Raw genomic sequence first — 18,185 nt, 5'->3', positions numbered from 1 at the left:
GTTCTGCCACGAAAGGAAGCTCCGCCTCATCAATATCCAGAGCCTTTGCCAGCTCACTGCGAAACGCCTGATAATGAGCAGGGAGGTTAGAGTCCGGACGCCGCGCAATCTCGGCGCTTTCCGCCTCTAATTGACGAAGTTGCTCAGCCACGTTGTGCCTGAGTGCCCCTTTTTGATACACCTCATCTCGTTTTAACTTGATCTCGCGGGTGAGCTGCTCTCGCCTGACTTCGGCTTCATGCTGGTTCGCCTCTAGCTGCGATTGAGACAATTCGGAGGGAAGTCCGAGATTATGGGTCAGTTGCCGGTACTGGTGTGCCAATGTTTTTCGTTGATTGAGGGTGTTTTGCCAGTCGTCGATACGGTTGTTCAACTCATCAATATTTGTGCCGCCAACCTGTAGATAACGCTGCAAGCAGTCGGTAACGACCTTTTTCTGCGATTCAAGCTGCGCCCGCAGGTGCGCTGTGCTGGCTTTGGTCTTATCAAGCTCGGTTTCAAGGCGGCTGACTTCTTGTTGCCAGAGATGGCTTGCCTGCTCCGCAAACCAGACAGGTAACAGCGATTCCAACACCCGTTTGTCAGCAAGCTGACTTTGCTGATCTTGGTGCTTCTTCCAGCTAAGGGCGATAGGTTGTAAGGATTGCTGTTGCTTGCGAGCGGTTTCCAGCTCCTGATGTATCTCGGTCAGGTCATCAAAACTGTTGGCGACTTCTGCCGCTCGATCAAAAGCAGAGTGGTCGTCAAGCACCAGCTCGCGGAAAATTTCATCAATACTGTTTAGCTGCTTTAATCCTGCGGCACGGTTTAGCAAGGTAAAGGCGTTTTCGCCTACGTCGAAATAGTCTCTCAGGCGCGCCAGGTATTGTTTTTTATTCGGCCATGCCCAGATCCCGGTCGCCTCTTTTTCCATTTTCTTTAGCAATCGCATGCCGCCGTCGTGATAGACATTCAGCCAGTGTTCAAGCGTCTGCTCTGGGCTATCGCTGAATAACCAAAGCCTTTTCATGTCTGTCACGCTGGAACTGGTGGTGTCAAACCACAGCAGCGCTCCCAGACGTACCACTTGCCCTTTGCGCTCTAGCGTTGCAGCAATACCCGTCACGGTTTTTCCCGGTCTGGCGATATGTGATTGTCCCTCTCCCCCGTCACCGGGGCCGGAGACTCCCCGTACGTAAGAGATCAAATCCCGGTCGCTTTCATGCCCGCCCGTTGAAGCCAGATTGTAGCGGGGATTAGCGCAAAGCAGTGTCATCAGCGCGTCTACCAGCGTGGTTTTGCCGCTTCCGGTCGGGCCAATCACTGCCGTGCCTGCCTGATTGATGGTTGCCTGATGCAGTCCCTGAAAGCCACCCCAGTTAAACAGCTCGATACGGGTGAGAATAAAAGAGTCATCTCTCATCAGGTGTATCTCTTGATTCATGCTTCCTCCTCGCTGTTATCGTTTTTGGATGTGTCATCCGGGGGTATCCGATGTGCGACCTGCTCCCGCAACCAAACCAATAATGCCTGAAGATTTACCGGATCAGCGAGATGGGCAATGACAGGTCGAATCGTGATCCGTTCATGGGCATCCGGCGACGTCACTAATCCGTGGCCTTTCAATTGATCCAACAGATTAATCAACCGGGTTCGTTCTTTTGATTCACTGCCCGGATCGCCAAGGTACAACTGTAATTGTGGAAGCAGGTCGTCTATGGCTATCTGCGCCTGATTAGCGCCGGTTCCACTCTCTTGTTCCCAGGCGATAAAATGCTGGCGCAAAATGGCGACTAACAACGATTGTTCCAGATTGAGCCGCTGCCGCCGCACGAGTGGGTGCGACCATTCATCCTGTTCCTGTACATCATCCAGCTTGACTTTGACATACAGCACACCGCGGATCTCATCGATGCCAATGTCCAGATCGAGGGGTTCCAAAATTCGAGTGACTTCTTCAGGATGGGTTAGTACAGCGCGGTACAAGTTGGGTTTATTGGCCTCTTCCAACAGGCCAAATTTAAGCAGTTCTTGAACGGACTCCCGTATTTTTTTCTGGGTTCGTTTTTCGCTGCCAGTGATGTTTTCTTCTCTATTATCGGTCAAATCATGCTCGGTTAAATCGCTGTTTTGCTGAGCTGAATCACTGTCAGACCCCGCTGCATTATGCTGCTTGATCAGTCGGTCAAAAATTCCCGCCATGCTTGTCACTCCCAGTCAATATCTTTCAGTGCCTTGCTTTCCAGCCCTGTGGTGGGGAGATCGAAGCGCCAGAGGTGATCTTCATCATCACGGAGTTCAACATATTCACGTTGATCATCTCTCACGTCGATACCCGCTTCTTTTGCCATGCCAATCCAGAAGGCAAACGTTTCGAGATCGTGAACAGGCGGCAGCAATATCGCCAGTTCAGCAAGGCTGACGAGCCTATTCTCCTTCGCGAGTACCTGTAATGTCTGACGGAGCAACGCTTCTCGATCCAACCCATTAAACGCATCCCAGAAATCATCACCGATTTGTGCCAGATCGGCAGCATGGTTACTCAGATCAAGGGTTTGCTCTGCTTCATCATCGACCTCTTTGAAACGAAGGCGCTCAATAATAGGGAGCCCCCCTACAGCTACGCCAACCGCAGGAAGCGGCACTTCCTTTTTGCGTACTGCCTGACTCTGCCAGTCAAGGTTTAATGCCAGATTAAAGAATTCATTAAGCAAATGCCCGACGCGATGATGTTCCGCTGCGAGGCCGGTTTTCATAAACCCCCGAACATCGCGTTCGCTGCGGGCCCGCGCCTGAAGTACCGTTTGCGACTCATCGACCAGTCGCTTTACCAGCCAGCGCAGATCATGGCGCTGTATGCGGCTCAACGCGTCAGAAGCGGCAGGGTGACTAAGGATCACACGCAATCGTTCACTCATTGCGGTCAGTTCAGCAGACTGGCGAAGTTGTTGTTGAAAACTGTCAAACACCCTCCCTTCGGGAGTATTGAGCAGCGCCTCCTGATCGTTGAGCAGACGATCAACGATTTCCCCCCGATGATATTGCTCGCCAATAATCGATTGCCGGAGAACACGGTCGGCTTCACGCCAGGAATCTTCAACCCGCCGAAAATCGGCTCTCAGGCTGGTGGCCAGATTGAAGACTTCGCGAATATGTTCAATGGCCTGATGTGGCTCCAGTACCTCAATGTGTCCTGCTTCTGCCTCTTGCAGCTCGCGTTCAAGATCGGCTATTCGGCGACGTAACACAGAAACCCGATTTGCCGGATTAGGATTAAGATGGGTTTCCAGATTTTCGATTTCTCTTTGTACCGTGGACAAACGAGAGGCGGTTGAAGTCATGAACCGGTTATCAAGCGTTTCAACAAACGTGATGGAAATTTCAAGTGCATCGGTTGCAAATAGACGTCCATCACGCTCGACAATTAAACGGCGTTTAATCCATTCCCGTAGTTCACGGCTTGCCTGGAGAGGAAAATTATCCTGATTAATTTCATATTGTTCTTGATTGATATGATCCATAAGGATGTTAGTAAGCTGCACAATCGCCTCTTCAAGAGGAATACCATCGTTTGATTCCTCAAACAAGGTTTTCAGACAGCTCAAAACGAGCGGGGCACGTCGGGTGGCAAGCAGTAACCAAGCAGGATGTTGATTTCTTGCCGAAATATAACTCTCTGTACGTTGCTTGATCCTTTCTTCCATAATCGTAGGGCTTTTATCAATGTTGGGTAAGATGAGTAAGTAGAGATTATTCAGTGTAATATTGTTTTATCAGTGATGTTGATTAATAGAGTGACTCTAATCACGAAATAATCGACAGAATCACGATAAATAATCAAAACACTGCCGAACCGCTGAAAATATTTCAGCTCATATTCTGCAAGTGATGTTTTGGTACTACAAGCTTAGTGCTACATTAGTACTACATTAGTACTACATTAGTACTACAACCCTCATCCCGCAGTGAATCAGGTAATACCCATCATAAATACATTCATAATCATATATATTTCATTTAAGCAATATGTGGATACTGTTAGCAGACAATAGAATAAGACCAATGCTAGAGGTATCTAAATATGGGCAATTCGTGGTCTCGCTACTATTCTGAATCAGAATCGAAATGTTCAGACCCCAAATATGCACTAACAAAAATTACGGCTCATCTCAATTCCCCGGAACACATGCTTTTTTCATCCAACGATCTTGATGAAGTGAAATCGATGGTCGGGCGGGTCATGCAGCCTCATCAACTTCATATAGTGGGCAACAATCAAAAGCTGGACGCCAGAATGCACTATATTCCGCTGGGGGATATTTCCATGAGCCGGCTGCGTTACAGTGCCAGTGTTGAAATCACTCCAGGGGAGTTGAGTTCGTTCTTTCTCGTCCAAATGCCGCTGGCAGGTTGTGCCGGCATTGAAAGCGGTGACCAGTGCCTTGATTCCACCCCCAATATGGCTTCTGTTCTCAGCCCCAACCAGCACACCGCTATGCGCTGGAATGCGGATAACGACCAGTTTATGGTCAGGATCTCCCGCTCCTTGCTGGAGCGAACCCTTGTCGGCCAATTGGGGCATCCTCTGGAACAACCGCTGGTATTTGAGCTGGGATTTGCATGGCAGCGCTGTCAGGCCTGGCGCTGTTTGATGCCTTATCTGCTGGAATGTACCACCCAAGTCCCCGATATCCTGCAACACAAACTGATTACCAGCCAGATAGAACAATTAATTTCGGTTACTCTGCTGTCTACCCATCAGCATAATTACAGTGAAACCCCCGCCAACCACCGTTGTTCCATTCGCCCGCGACATGTCCGGCGAGTACAGGAATATTTGCAGGCGCACGCCCACGAACCCATCACCGTAGAGCAGCTTGCCCAAGTGGCAGGCGTCAGCCTGCGCAGCCTCTACTCCGGTTTCAAAGAGTTTCTGAATATCAGCCCGATGCAGTATTTACGTGACCTGCGCATGGAACATGTCCGCACCGAATTGCTGGCAGGAGAAGCCGCCAGCGTCACCGGCGTTGCCCTGCGTTGGGGATTCGCCCATATGGGTCGCTTTAGCGCAGAATATAAAGCCCGCTACGGTGAGACACCGAGTGAAAGTTTGAGGCGTGGGTGAGAACAGCGCCCAATAAAACAGGCACGGTAAATACCTTGGTTACGATTGCATTCAAGAGTCATTGCGCGTTTTGAGGCTTATTTAAAAGTTTATTAATGTCAATAAGCGGATAATTCTTTATTTAAAATAACATCTGGCAAAGAACATCCACCAAGGATATTCATTACTCACTCAATAAGGACATCACCCATGCAACTTCAAGCAGGGCAGAATATTGTTTTATCCACGACCTCTCTTCGGCTCACTCTCTCTTACCCAACAACCGCCTCTTTTCACAGTGAAATCGATGCCTCCGCTTTTCTGTTAAATGCCAGTGGGAAAGTCAGGGGAGACCGTGATTTTTACTTTTATAATCATCCTGCTGCCGCCGATAACAGTCTGGTTTTAGAGACGTTTCACCAACACAGTGTTATCACGTTGGATCTCAGCAAAATAGAGGCCAATGTAAGCAAAATTGCTATCACGCTGGTCATCGATGGTGCGGATTCAGTTGCCGGCCTCCAGCAACTGAAATTTGAAGCCCAAAATATTGCGACTTTCACCATTGCAACAGCAGGCAGAACTGAAAAGTCTATGATTGTTGTGGAAATTTATCGGCATGCCGGCAACTGGAAACTTCGTGCGCTTGGGCAAGGGTTTAATGGTGGTTTGGAGCCTCTGGCGGTCAATTTTGGTGTCGATGTGGAGCCGCCCGCGCCTGCCAGCGCTTCCCCGAATCCCACTATCAGCCTTGAGAAAAAACTACAGGATAAAGCGCCACGTCTCATCAACCTTGCCAAAAATGCAACGGTTAGCCTGAGCAAGCATAAACTGCAATCCATCAAGGCACGGGTCGCGTTTGTTCTTGATGCGTCAGGATCGATGAAAAGCCAATTCAAAAAGGGCAATGTTCAGGCTGTCCTGGATCGCATTGCGGTACTGGCCGTGCAATTTGACGATGACGGCGCAATGGATGTCTGGGGTTTTGCCGAGAAACACAAAAAATATCAGGATGTCACCCTTGATAACCTTGATAACCTTGATGGCTATATCCATGCCATCCAGACCGCCACAAAACTCACCCGATGGGAAATTCTCCCCGGTCTCGGTGCGGTAAACAATGAACCGCCAGTAATGGAAGAGATTATCGACTTTTTTAAAGACAGTGATCTGCCTGTTTATATCGTATTTATTACCGACGGAGGTATCAGTAAGACCCGCCAAATTAAAGATGCTATCCGGCGTTCAGCCAATTACCCTATTTTCTGGAAGTTTGTTGGCTTGGGGGGATCGAATTATGGCATCCTCGAAAATCTCGATAATTTTACTGATCGTCGTCTGGATAATACCCAATTCTTCGCCATCGACAATTTTGCCACGATGAAAGAAGATGTTTTATACGATCTGTTATTGACCGAGTTTAAAGACTGGCTCGACGCCGCTGCTGCCGAACGTATCTTGTCGTGATAAATCACTGTCAGCGCCCCAAATAAGGGGCGCGATAATTCAACGCTCAATTTACTTATATGACGTCATTTTGACGCATTTATTGAACCTTGTTAAATTTGATGATAAATTAATCAATATCGTATTTAATTCACAACCGCAATGCGGTAGGAGCCAGGGTTATGTCCACATTAGCAAATGAACGCATCACCACACGAGTCAGTTCTGAGACCAAGGAATTACTCGAAATGGCACTATCATTATCAGGCTACACCAGTCTGAATAGTTTTATTACAAATGCTGCTGTAACAGAAGCTAAGCGATTGATTGAACAGGATATGCGCATTAAATTGTGTCGGGACGATGCACTGGCGTTTGTCCATGCGTTGGAAAACCCCATTGAGACAAACGAACGTTTCCTGCGTGCTGCTCGTCGACATAGAGAAACGATAAGCAATGAAGATTGAGCGTCTCGATAAAAACAAACACAATAGAAACCATTTTGATTGTGGTGAACTGTTTATGCCGCTGGCTGTTGCAACAGAGATGCTCAATCACCCCAGCCTGGCATAAAGTTGTTCAATTTCCTTTTTCCAATTCGCCTGATTTTTTGGCTTTTGATGTTTCGGTTTTCTGGCTAAATCTTCTGCCAGATTTTGCTCCAATATCACGATGCGTTGCAGGATCGCTTCCTCATCCGTGAGTATTTCCGCCTTATCAACCGCACCTTCCTGAACTTTAACGATGTCTTTTTGATTCGGGATCACTTTTTGATTAAGCCACTGATAATACCCCTCACTGGAGGTGATTTCTTCCAGCTTGCCATGTTTAATCAGCCAAAAGCGATTGGCGACGTTATCAATAAATGCCCGATCATGCGAAGTGATTAATATCGTCATGTCGTTATTAATCAATTCACTTTCCAATTCCATTTTGCCAAAAATATCCAAGTGGTTTGTCGGTTCATCGAGGATCAGGAAATTGTGTTTATTTAATTTCAAGATCAAAAACATTAATCGGGAGCGCTCGCCGCCACTTAATCGCCCCACTAATTGATTTAAATCCGCATAGTTAAAGCCTGCCGCAATCAATTGCTGTTTACAGGTGATGTCATCGATATTCGGTGTATTATTTCTGACAGCATCGAAGATCGATTCGTTAAGCGGGATTTTTTCCAGTTCCTGATCGAGATACCCCATATTACATTGCGGGGAGAAGGTCATATTTTCGGCCTTGCGATAAATATAAGCCTCAACCAGAGTATGAATAAGCGTCGATTTCCCCACGCCATTATCACCTAACAGGGCGATTCTATCGCCTGGCCGGATATATAAACCATTAATTAAAAATAAAGGATTAAACTGCTCATTGTGTTGATAACCAATCCATTTTTCCCCAATTTGCAGCATATTTTTCGATTTGACCGTGTCGGCATCCAACGATAACCGATAAGTTTCCCCTTCGGTGATTTTGGTCTTACTCTGTTCGAGTTTTTCCGCCTGTTTCGCCATCGATTTGGCTTTTCTGGCCAATTTTTCGTTATCGTAGACTTTCCCCCATATTGCCAAACGCTTGGCACTTTCCTGTATGCGCCGAATGTTCTTTTCTTCTGCTTGCAAGCGCAACGCATCCGCTTCATCTTTTTCTTGCAAGGCAACCAATGCCTGACTGAATGGCAGGGAAAAAGCCGTTAATTGTTGGTCACGCAAGAAAACCGTCTGGTGGGTCACGTTATCCAGAAAGTTGCGGTCATGGGAAACGATAATAAAAGCACTCTTCAGATTTTTATTAAAGAAATCCTCGAAGAATTTCAGGGTATTGGCATCCAAATGGTTACTGGGTTCGTCAAATAAAATAATATCGGGTTCCACGACCGCACTCATGGCAAACATTAATTTGGTCTTTTGCCCGCCGCTGAGATCAGCAACTTTAGTGGTAAAATCCGTCTCCTGAAAGCCAAAATCATCAAGCATGGATACGGCCTTATAAGCGCCATATTCATCAATTTGCTTCACTTTTTGGGCAATGGCATCAAGCAATGTCATTTCAAGCAATCCATCGTCAATAAACTGAGAAACCATTTCCAGTCTCAGGCCATTGGCATATTCAATGACCCCATCATCCGGCTTTTCAATCCCCGCCAATAGCTTAAGTAAATGGGTTTTCCCCGTGCCGTTATAACCAACCAAAGCAATTTTGTCGTTTTCTTTAATCGTGATGGACAGATTATTAAATAGGGGCTTGGCATTAATACTAAAGTTAACTTTGTTACAATGAATCAGCGTTGACATTGATTATGTCCCCATCGTAAGACCTTTATTAATCTCAAAAAGATGATTATTTCAGGTCAAAACTTATATAGACAAAGAAAAATCAAGTCAAGTTATTGGCATAATAAATTCAGGGGTAACAATAAAGCTTTACTGTGTTTTAATGTTATTATTTATCGGATTAATTAAATGATAAAAATAAACGCTACTCATATTGATGAGCAGCGTCTTTTTATCAATATTCTCTCAAAAGGGGATCGCCGCTTTTAAGAAAATCTGTGAACCCGATGGGCGATTATAGACAACAACATCTTTTTGCCATTTTAAGGTCACCAGCCAGCCTTTATCATTGGCATAGCGAACCGAGGGGCCGAAACCCACCGCACTTGCTTTACCGCTTGCGGCATTGGCACCACGATCATGGGTGATCTGCTGGAAGAGATAGCCACCAACGCCCACGACCAAACCGTTGCCAAATCCCCACCCCAGCGCATAATCCGTATGCAGTGCCTGACCCGATTTCGTTTGGGTGGCCCCGTTGCGGAAGTTGACGTCATACATCACTTTTAAATCGGCGTTGATGCCGTAAGCAGGGAAATAGCTCAGCGCCCAGACAGGTTGGGCTGTCCAATAGTTTTTTCCGAGGCTGGAAGGATCTTTGCGATCGTAGTGGCCTGTCGGCACGTTGACATTCAAGCCAACCACATAGGCCAAATCAGGGGCGGGATGGTAACCCAGCGCCGGGCCAACGGTGATGTCCCCTATCCCTTTGCTGTTGTTGTGTTTGCCGGCCGCATTAGCGGTGACATCCAATAACGGCAAAATGGCATGGTAAGCCAATTGGCCGCCCAAAACCGACGTCTCCGTGACCCAAACCAGACGGGGGGCAAGGACGTTGACGTTGACTTTGAAACCCGGAACAGGGATCACATTGCCTTTATCATCCTTAAGTTTGTTATAGTGAATATTGCCGCCATAAAACAGGGCATGAACCCCCGTCGGGGGTAATACACCGGACAAATAATTGTCCAAACCATCAGGATAGGCGCCAACTCCCCCTTCTGTCGCCATTGTCGGCGCACTTAACATCGCTAAAAAACCGGGCAGTGATAACACCGCTGCATAAATGAATTGTCTGAATTTTAACGTCATAAAATTCTCCTCTCTATAAAAGAGATGAATGGATACAGGTTGAAATGATTGGCTAATTTGGTCAGCGCCGCGCCAGCCGGCGGGCAACAAGATAGCCGGAAGTGCCACTTAATCCGGGGCCTGGGTGGGTTGAAGCCCCAATATGAAACACATTACTGACAGGGGTCTGATGCCCCTTTGTTCCCTGTGAAGCAGCAAACGGACGTAGCCAGAAAAATTGATCCGGTGAGCAAATGCCTGAGTAGGGATCTCCCCCTGACAAGTTACTGTTCAATGCCTGCAAATCCGCCGGAGAATAGGCTTTTCGGCCAACAATGGAGGAAGAAAAACCGGGCATCACCGTTTCCAGACGCGCCTGAACCCGATCCGCCATCGCTTCACGCACCGCGTTATTCCATTGACCATCGGCGGGGATCGGGATCTCGCCCAACGCATCCCCTTTCAGATGGGTGGGTAACTCCTGCATCTGCACCCACAAGATCCAACCGCCTTCTGGGGCACGGGAAGGATCAAGAGCGGTTGGCTGCCCGATTGCCAGTGTCGGATGGCTCGGCAGATAGCCGTTGTTGGCCTGCGTCACGGACAGACAGACCTGTTCCATGCTCTCCGTTAAATGGACAAGTGGCACATGGCGCAGTTCAGGCTCACGCCACGGCGGCGGGTGGTTCAAGGCAAAATGCACCTGCATTCCCCCGCGCCCATAACGATAGTTCTGCGCCCGTTGCCGGACAGCATCGGGAACGTTACCCAGCAAATGACCATAAAGCTGTTGCGGGGTCACATTGCAAACCACCGCTTCACTGGCGTGATAAATCTGTTCCGCCACGAGTACGCCAGAAGCGCGGCGCTGTTTTCCCCGTTGGTGAGTGATGATGCGGTCAACGTGGGCATTCGTGATAAGCCGGCCGCCGTGTTGCTCGATGATCCCTTTCAGCGCATCGACAAGGCGAATACTGCCGCCTTTCACCACGGGCATTCCCCCGGCAACCACGGCCGCAAAGGTGAGCTTGCCGATCAGCGCGGAACTGGCATCATCCGGCCCTAATCCGGTATGCAGTACCCACGGTGCGATCAGGGCGCGGCTGAAATCAGACTGTAATTCGCGTTCCGCCCAGCGGCGGAATGTTTCCAGCGAACGGCCGGCAAACGCCGTTAATCCATCCATGCCGCGTTTGCGCCATTCAGAAAATAGCAGCTTGAGTATGCCGAAACCATAAGGATTGTGCCTCAATAAACCGAAGATCAGCGCAGCATCATCATGCAGGATCTGCTGTGCCATGCGCATCAATGCCTCGCCATCATTTGCCCCTGCCGCCACTTCATCAAGCTGTAAGGAAGCGGCCAACATCTCCCGCTTTAAGGCAATGCCTTTGCCATTGGGTTGTACCAATCCGGTTGAATAATCACTGTGCAGAAATTCCACTCCCGCCTTTTCCAATGCCGGCTTGAGTTCTTGATAGGCCGGGCTGCCCAAAAACAGCGGATACCAGCAAGAGAGCACGTCATGGGTGTAACCGGTAAAAAGCGCTTCCGTGCGAATACAACCGCCAAGTACCGCATTACGTTCCAGTACTAAGACGGATTTACCCCATCTCGCCAACAGTGCTGCACAGACCAGTGAATTGATGCCACTGCCAACAATAATCACTTGTGGCTTGGACGCTGTCATGGTGTCGCTCCAAAAAGATTTAACTCGATTCAACTAAGGCCAGAACACGCAGCGGACTGCCCGAACCGCCGCCAATCTTGAGGGGCGCGGCAATAATGACAGCCCCTGTGGGTGGCAACAAATCGAGGTTTTTCAAACACTGCAAGCCATATTTATTCGCTCCGTGCATCAGCGTGTGACAGGGATAAGCCACCGGCCAAGCGTAAGATTGACCGGCATCGGTATTAATAGTTTCGACGCCGAATCCGCGAATATCCCGCTCATGGATCAGCCATTCAACCGCGGCTTGGCTTGGCCCTGGCGTGTGGGCGCCATCATCACGGATATTCAGGAAGCAAGCCGGATCGTCCGCCCGTTTCGACCAGTCTGTCCTCAACAGCAGCCATGCGCCGGCAGGAATGCGTCCATGCTGTTGCTCCCAAGCCTGTAAATACTCAACCGTCAATATCCAGTCGGGATCTTGTGTCACCGGTAAGCTGGCATCGACCACCACTGCGGGGGCGATAAAATTAGGCAAGGGAATGGTATCGACGGTGTTATCGGGATGATCTTTACCGCTGATCCAGTGTACCGGCGCATCAAAATGCGTGCCGGTATGCTCACCACAACTAAAATTGTTCCAATACCAGCCCGGGCCATTTTCGTCATAGTGAGAAATGCGCTCCATGCTAAATGACCAGACTTGTCCAAATTGTGCCGGCAACTGCAAGGCCGGAAAATCGGGGGTTAATGTTTGCGTCAGGTCGATGATGTTTACACTGCCTTGATTTAACGCGACGACCAATGCACTTAACGGACTTTTCATTCATGTTCTCCTGAATGTTTTTTCAACAGAAATCAATCATAAACAAACAGAACGATCTTTTATATTTCATGAACGTCATGCAGTCCGGTAAACATGCCGCTATGAAAAACCAGTGGTTTGCCTTCGATGCTGGCAATTCGCTTTACTTGACCAATCATCAACAAGTGATCACCAAGGTGCGTTTGCTGGTGATTGGCACACACCAGTGTCGCTATCGCTCCGCCAATCGAAGGGATACCTTCCGGCGTTTCCTGCACCGCAATACCCTGAAATTTATTTTCTACCCGCGAACTGGCGAAATGCAGAGCCAGTTCCTGATGGTCACGGCCAAGGATACTGATCGTGAAATATCCACAATCACGGAATACCGACAAATTAGGTGAGTGGTTGACCAGGCTCCAGAGCACTAAAGGCGGCTCCAGCGAAAGTGACGCAAATGAGTTGATAGTCAGCCCTACATTACGCCCGTCAGCGGTACGGGTCGCAACAATGGCAACCCCTGTCGGATACTTTCCCAACAGGGTGCGCAGCGTTCTGGTTTCAAACTCGGTCGCGCCCCATTCATGCTCAAACAGCGGCATTGGGTCATTGATGTTCAGGGTATTTATGCTCATGTTTATTTTCCCCGTTTATGCCCGAATTTCTTCAATAAGCTGTGAATGGATATATGCTTCACACGCCAGGGCATCTTCCCACCACGGGAACAGCACCGGAGGATGGTTGAAAGCATTGGCAATAGTACTGGCAAGGGCTGGCAAGCGTTGAGCTGCCCCTAATAAATCCAGAATGTGTGGCTTTGGCGGAGCCAGCAGGCTGTTGGTCCACTCCACAACGTAATGACCGTATTTCCAGAACTGTTCGAATGTGTGATTCATCCACTCTGCGGTAAACGGTTTATCACCACGGGCAAGGATGGCTTCGTAATAAACTTTGCACGCTTTGGTGGCATTATTCGAGCCTTGCCCGGTCAGCGGATCATTCGTGACCACCGCATCCCCCAGCCCAAAAATTTGCCGGCCAGAAGGCAGTGTCAGCACCGGCTTACGTACTGTCGGCGCAAAACATCCCGCCAGAATGCCATTTTCATCGGTCAGCTCAACGTGATGACAACGTTCAGACTCCCACGGCAGGAACGTGTTGAGGATATGCTTGCTATAGGCCAGATGTTCCTGCGGTGTTCTGGCCTCTTGCCAGCCATCCATTGCGCCACCCGGAATACCTTCAAATACCATGATGTCGCAGGGACCATTCAATGTCAGGGCAGGAAAAACAAAATATTCCCCCACGCCTGGGATCAGATTAAACGAAACACGGGAATATTCCGGCGTTGGCACCATCCCATTCACATAGGTCAATGCCAATGCGCGCCGAGGTGTATCATAGGGGGAGCGTGACGCATCGCGTTCGAGCAATTTCACAATTTTCCCTTTTCCTCCCGCCAAAATAACCAGTTCATGGCTGGCCGCCAGGCGTTCCAGTCCGGCCACATCCACGTCACTTATTTCCAGATGACCACCACGGGAAGCAAACAGCTCCAGCCAAAATGGCATCTTAAGGCGTTGATCGACAGCTTGCGCATATTTGTCGAGTCGGGCGCTCCACTCAATCGCCTTGTCATGGGGAATTTCAGGATGTGGAACGATAAAACCGATGCCTTCAACGGGCGGACATTGGGTTTCCCATTGATTCAATCCCAAATCACGTTCAAATTGCAAAGAAGCATCGAACATACACTGGCTCGACATCACCCGACCATGACGAATATCATCAGGCGTACGGTTGGTGACCACAGTGACTTGATAGCCTTTGTCAAGCAGACCAAGAGCCAGAGGCAACCCAGCCTGGCCACCTCCAACGATAGCGATACGACGCATAGTATTTTCCTCTTTCGGTGCAACTGCTTTCAGGGTGCTTATTCCGTCAAACGCGGAATGGCGGGTTTTGCCTGTTCTGGCCCCATTGCTGAATAGCCTCCATCAACGGCATAATCCGCCCCAGTGACAAAACTGGCTAAATCAGATAAGAGAAAGGCCACAACTTGCGCGATTTCTTCAGGATCGCCGACACGGCCAAGCAGGTGATAATCAGCGGCAACCTGATCGGTTTTCTGTCGATTCCCTTGCGTCAGCTCATCCATGACCCGTGACCAAGTCCACCCTGGTGAAACTGAATTAACGCGAATGTGGTCAGCGGCATAATCCATTGCCATGCTGCGGGTAATTTGCAATAACGTGGCTTTTGAAGCGGGATATAACCAACGGCCGGTCTGGGCAATAGAGGAGGAGATGCTGGTAAAGTTAATAATGGCACCGCCTCCCGCTGCAATCAGATAAGGTCGGGCAAACTGGGCGGCCTGAACGGCACTGACCACGTTGATATTTAACGCGGTCAGCCATGTTTCACGGCCGGAACAGGCACCATCATCCAAATACGTGGCGGCAAGGTTGATCAGGAAGTCCAGGCGACCATAAAAATCAGCAACTTCCTGTATTCCCTGTGAAAGTTGTTTATCGTCCGTAATATCAACCGGCCAGAAGCGGATCAATGCCGGTTGCAGGCCGGCAGCTTTTTTTCCCCCTTCCTGATCAATATCGAAAATAGCAACCTTCACTCCATATTCACTCAATACCTTGGCAACAGTAGCACCAATTTTGGTTGCGCCACCCGTGACAATCGCGACTTTATTATTTAAGCCCTGCATAAGGATCCCCCTCTTGTCATATGCCTACCAGAGTGAAATAACAAATTATGAGGGGGTATAATTACGTGAAATATAGACGTTCAATTAGCCGCTATATGCAGAAAATATCCATTGAGTGCAGATATCCATAATTTCTTAATACATCGCCCAGATAATAGGGAAGCCCTGCTGCGATATCGAAACAAAAAGCGCGACTTTGTGAAACTTACTGATACAATAAATGGGTGAGACAAAGTTGCATATTTATTGGAGGTCATCATGGCAAGAACACGTTTACGTCAACAGGGAGGTGCTGTCGTTGTCACAATCCCTAGTGATATTGCAACAGTAATGGGGTGGTCTGTCGGCATGACATTGGATGTAAGATCGTCAGGCGACACAATAAGCATCAAACCGGCGGGTAGAATTGCCAGAGGCAGGAAATCGCTTTCTGAGCTGTTGCAAGGCATTGATGAAACAGAAGTGCGGGCTTTCAACGAAGCAACAGCCGGCGATCTAGATTCTCCCCATGTTAGCAATGAGGTGATTTAATGGTGCATAGAAAGAACGTCCCACGCAAGGGTGAAATCTGGCACGCTAACGGCGATCTCGTTAGCGGCAGAGAATTTAAAGGGGCGCATTACTATCTGGTTATCTCTGAATTTGCACTGAATCAAAAATTAGGTACTGCACTTTGCGTTCCAATTACTAGCGGGGGAGGAATGGCACGTTCTGAAGCTGTCACCGTATATCTGGATGGCGCAGGTACCGATACCGGAAAAGTTACCGGTGTTGTGCTTTGTTACCAGATCCGATCACTTGATTTGAATAAGTGCCAGGCTACCTATTCGGCACAGGCTGAACCTAATGTTGTTGATGAAATATTATCTAAGGTCATAGATATTTTAGATCCCCAATTAAATTAATTGTGAAAGGCCTGTCACTCAGGCCTGAGCCGTTATTGAAGAAAATCGATGACCGGATAGGGAGCACGACAGAAAACGGTACGACTCTGACGTGTGCTTCCTGTTCGGTCTGATGCCAGATTGGGGCATCATTCAAACAGTTTTCAAATAAACTTTAAAGCTGGAAAGCTTTATCGACGAAAAGAATCCCAATGAATAAAAGTATTATTTAAAAATAATAACCTACCCCAACATTAAATTTATTTAAACCCTAATATTTATTGACTATCGCAATGCCCATAAAATAATTAACCACCAACTCAAAAATCACAAACAGAAATAATCACTTAAAAATTTCAGATATAAAATTCGCATTTACTCCTTAACGGATATTCATGACAGAAAACAGACAGGTTTTATAATAAAAACCCCGATCTTAACCTGTATTAATGGCTTTTATAGCTTATATTATTGAAATAAAAAACCAGACTAAGTAATATTAGCTGGCGGTTTAGCAGTAAGATGAAATCCCCTTGAACTTTAACTCATAATAAGTGAGGAATTTATGTCTGAAATTAATAAGCCCGAAAATAATACTGATATTCAGTGTCTATTAGACCCAGAACAATATAAAGTTAAGGTCAATGATACTGTTGCGCCTGTCGGCTCATACCCTTGGGCAATGATTCAGGTGTACTTAGGAAAGAAAGTGTCTCGTCATCATTGGGACTCCGCTGTAGAGTATATACGTCTTGCCGGCATGCCCGATGACTTACCTTATATCGAAAAGCGCAAACAAAACGGCACAACAAATTGGCAACCGATACAAGACGATATGCTGGCTTGTGATTGGAACTTGCTGGAATCAGATGATAGTAAGCCCAGTGAGCCCAGTAAGCCCAAGCCAGGAAACTGTACGTTATCTTTTGATCTTAAACCAGGGGAGCCCAAACACGAAAATATGGTAAATGGCGCCAATACTCCTCCTGCTGAATATTTACGTTATGGATATAGCATAACTCCCCCTCCTTTCGGTTATTTAAAGGTAATTTCAAATAATACATCTGTTGCCAACATTTCATCCTTCTATTATCAGATTTTTACGGATCCTTTTAAGGATTCTGCCCCTTATTTTTTATTGTCGGTCACCTTTGATAAGAACAATAAAGATTATCCGGAAGTTAAAGAGCTATTCAAAAAATCGGTTTCTATAACTGTTGACAACGTAACTTATCCTTTTAGTGACGGTAAGATTGACGAATCGGACGATACAATCACTCTTACTCATGGTGGGATTGATGTATTAAGTGACATCATGATGCAAACAGATAAAACCACGCGTTTTGAACTCAGCTGGAGTGATAAATAAATAAAATACCCAACGCTATATTTTAAATTCAAGGCCACGTTAACGCGTGGCCTTGCTCTTTATTATCCCACTTAACAAAATAATCTTATTTAAAAATGATAACCCACTCCAACATTAAACCCGTTAATACCATGATCTTTGCCGTTGAATTTCGCGGCGGAACCTTCATAGCCGGCATAAAGGCTTAAGTTTCGAACAGGATTAAATTCTACGCCGGCGCCATAGGCAATATTGGTCGCTTTTTCATGAATATTCCAGAACGAATGCTTCCTTTTACCACTTATTTCTGTGTACTCATTCTCAGTAACATCAATTTTGGTATGGGAAAATCCCAATAAGGCATAAACACTCACTTGATCATCAATTCGATAGGCAGGCCCAACCAGTAATGAATAATATTTTGCATCTGCCTTGGCTTGCCAGAATGCGTTATTTACGCGGTCACTCCCCTCTTTATCGCCCTTCATATAAGTCAATGAGCCAATAATCGTGAGCGGAGAATCCCATTCATAACGGTAGTGAAGATTGACCCCGCGGATATTTTTAAACGCCTGCACTTTACTTTGTGCATAACCGACGGCAACCGTCTGTGAATCGGCATAAGTGACTGAACCCCACATAACACTGGATACGGCTAAAGTGGCAAACAGCGCTTTTTTCATCACCATCAATAATTACCTTTATGTTTATTAAACGTTTTAACCGCTTCAAGTATAGATAGTTTCTGTCAGGCAATCGGATAAAATGCAGCAAATGTGAGTTATATTAGATTATTAATTGATATCTCTCGGTATTTTTTTATGATA

General features: G+C 47.4%; 16 protein-coding genes and 1 pseudogene. 6 read left to right on the top strand and 11 right to left on the bottom strand.

Annotated features, from left to right (window positions below; translation table 11 throughout):
- Window positions 1-1,219 precede the first annotated feature (1,219 nt).
- The 3 genes and pseudogenes from PSI15_RS18590 to PSI15_RS08185 form a co-directional block, all read right to left on the bottom strand.
- Window positions 1,220-1,402 (bottom strand): annotated as a pseudogene (locus tag PSI15_RS18590) (ATP-binding protein); the annotation flags it as partial.
- 17 nt (window positions 1,403-1,419) lie between these two features.
- Window positions 1,420-2,181 carry a DUF4194 domain-containing protein gene (locus tag PSI15_RS08190; protein ID WP_273583097.1) on the bottom strand — a complete coding sequence of 254 codons (762 nt, stop codon included), beginning with the start codon at window positions 2,179-2,181 and terminating at the stop codon, window positions 1,420-1,422.
- A gap of 5 nt (window positions 2,182-2,186) precedes the next feature.
- Entirely contained in the window at window positions 2,187-3,683 is a 1,497-nt protein-coding gene (locus tag PSI15_RS08185; protein ID WP_273583096.1) for a DUF3375 domain-containing protein, read from the bottom strand.
- A 377-nt stretch (window positions 3,684-4,060) separates the two neighbouring features.
- Here PSI15_RS08185 and PSI15_RS08180 point away from each other — a divergent pair, with 377 nt between their 5' ends.
- The 3 genes from PSI15_RS08180 (at window position 4,061) to PSI15_RS08170 (ending at window position 6,996) form a co-directional block, all read left to right on the top strand.
- Window positions 4,061-5,104 (top strand): AraC family transcriptional regulator, encoded by a 1,044-nt coding sequence (locus tag PSI15_RS08180; RefSeq protein ID WP_273583095.1) that lies wholly within the window; start codon window positions 4,061-4,063, stop codon window positions 5,102-5,104.
- 189 nt (window positions 5,105-5,293) lie between these two features.
- Window positions 5,294-6,550, top strand: a complete 1,257-nt coding sequence (locus PSI15_RS08175; protein WP_273583094.1) for a VWA domain-containing protein — start codon at window positions 5,294-5,296, stop codon at window positions 6,548-6,550.
- Window positions 6,551-6,711: 161 nt separating this feature from the next.
- Entirely contained in the window at window positions 6,712-6,996 is a 285-nt protein-coding gene (locus tag PSI15_RS08170; RefSeq protein WP_045968444.1) for a type II toxin-antitoxin system TacA family antitoxin, read from the top strand.
- An 87-nt stretch (window positions 6,997-7,083) separates the two neighbouring features.
- Here PSI15_RS08170 and PSI15_RS08165 read toward each other — a convergent pair whose 3' ends face one another.
- The 7 genes from PSI15_RS08165 to PSI15_RS08135 form a co-directional block, all read right to left on the bottom strand.
- A complete protein-coding gene (locus PSI15_RS08165; protein ID WP_273583093.1) occupies window positions 7,084-8,820 on the bottom strand; it encodes an ABC-F family ATP-binding cassette domain-containing protein in 1,737 nt (578 codons plus the stop codon).
- A 225-nt stretch (window positions 8,821-9,045) separates the two neighbouring features.
- The gene (locus PSI15_RS08160) at window positions 9,046-9,951 is read right to left on the bottom strand and encodes a SphA family protein (RefSeq protein ID WP_273583092.1); all 906 of its coding nucleotides are present in this window, start codon (window positions 9,949-9,951) and stop codon (window positions 9,046-9,048) included.
- Between the two features lie 61 nt (window positions 9,952-10,012).
- Window positions 10,013-11,620 carry a phytoene desaturase family protein gene (locus tag PSI15_RS08155; RefSeq protein ID WP_273583091.1) on the bottom strand — a complete coding sequence of 536 codons (1,608 nt, stop codon included), beginning with the start codon at window positions 11,618-11,620 and terminating at the stop codon, window positions 10,013-10,015.
- Window positions 11,621-11,639: 19 nt separating this feature from the next.
- Window positions 11,640-12,425 carry a cyclase family protein gene (locus PSI15_RS08150; protein WP_273583090.1) on the bottom strand — a complete coding sequence of 262 codons (786 nt, stop codon included), beginning with the start codon at window positions 12,423-12,425 and terminating at the stop codon, window positions 11,640-11,642.
- 59 nt (window positions 12,426-12,484) lie between these two features.
- On the bottom strand, window positions 12,485-13,039 hold the full coding sequence (locus PSI15_RS08145; protein WP_273583089.1) for a flavin reductase family protein: 555 nt from the start codon (window positions 13,037-13,039) through the stop codon (window positions 12,485-12,487).
- A gap of 15 nt (window positions 13,040-13,054) precedes the next feature.
- A complete protein-coding gene (locus PSI15_RS08140; RefSeq protein ID WP_273583088.1) occupies window positions 13,055-14,299 on the bottom strand; it encodes a styrene monooxygenase/indole monooxygenase family protein in 1,245 nt (414 codons plus the stop codon).
- Between the two features lie 38 nt (window positions 14,300-14,337).
- Window positions 14,338-15,126, bottom strand: a complete 789-nt coding sequence (locus tag PSI15_RS08135) for an SDR family oxidoreductase (RefSeq protein ID WP_273583087.1) — start codon at window positions 15,124-15,126, stop codon at window positions 14,338-14,340.
- Window positions 15,127-15,384: 258 nt separating this feature from the next.
- Between PSI15_RS08135 and PSI15_RS08130 the strand changes: the two genes are divergently transcribed.
- The 3 genes from PSI15_RS08130 to PSI15_RS08120 all read left to right on the top strand — a co-directional run bounded on the left by PSI15_RS08130 (window position 15,385) and on the right by PSI15_RS08120 (window position 17,379).
- Window positions 15,385-15,657 (top strand): AbrB/MazE/SpoVT family DNA-binding domain-containing protein, encoded by a 273-nt coding sequence (locus PSI15_RS08130; RefSeq protein ID WP_273583086.1) that lies wholly within the window; start codon window positions 15,385-15,387, stop codon window positions 15,655-15,657.
- Entirely contained in the window at window positions 15,657-16,031 is a 375-nt protein-coding gene (locus PSI15_RS08125) for a type II toxin-antitoxin system PemK/MazF family toxin (RefSeq protein WP_273583085.1), read from the top strand. Before PSI15_RS08130 ends, PSI15_RS08125 begins: the two co-directional genes overlap by 1 nt.
- 544 nt (window positions 16,032-16,575) lie before the next feature.
- Window positions 16,576-17,379, top strand: a complete 804-nt coding sequence (locus tag PSI15_RS08120; protein WP_273583084.1) for a Thoeris anti-defense Tad2 family protein — start codon at window positions 16,576-16,578, stop codon at window positions 17,377-17,379.
- 89 nt (window positions 17,380-17,468) lie between these two features.
- Here the strand turns inward: PSI15_RS08120 and PSI15_RS08115 are convergent, their stop codons facing one another.
- Entirely contained in the window at window positions 17,469-18,041 is a 573-nt protein-coding gene (locus PSI15_RS08115) for an Ail/Lom family outer membrane beta-barrel protein (protein ID WP_273583110.1), read from the bottom strand.
- Window positions 18,042-18,185 lie beyond the last annotated feature (144 nt).

It is taken from the genome of Xenorhabdus sp. PR6a, assembly GCF_028599065.1.
Taxonomy (GTDB): domain Bacteria; phylum Pseudomonadota; class Gammaproteobacteria; order Enterobacterales; family Enterobacteriaceae; genus Xenorhabdus; species Xenorhabdus doucetiae.
The sequence above is the reverse complement of the archived record's forward strand: the minus strand, read 5'-3'. Positions and strand labels throughout refer to the sequence as shown.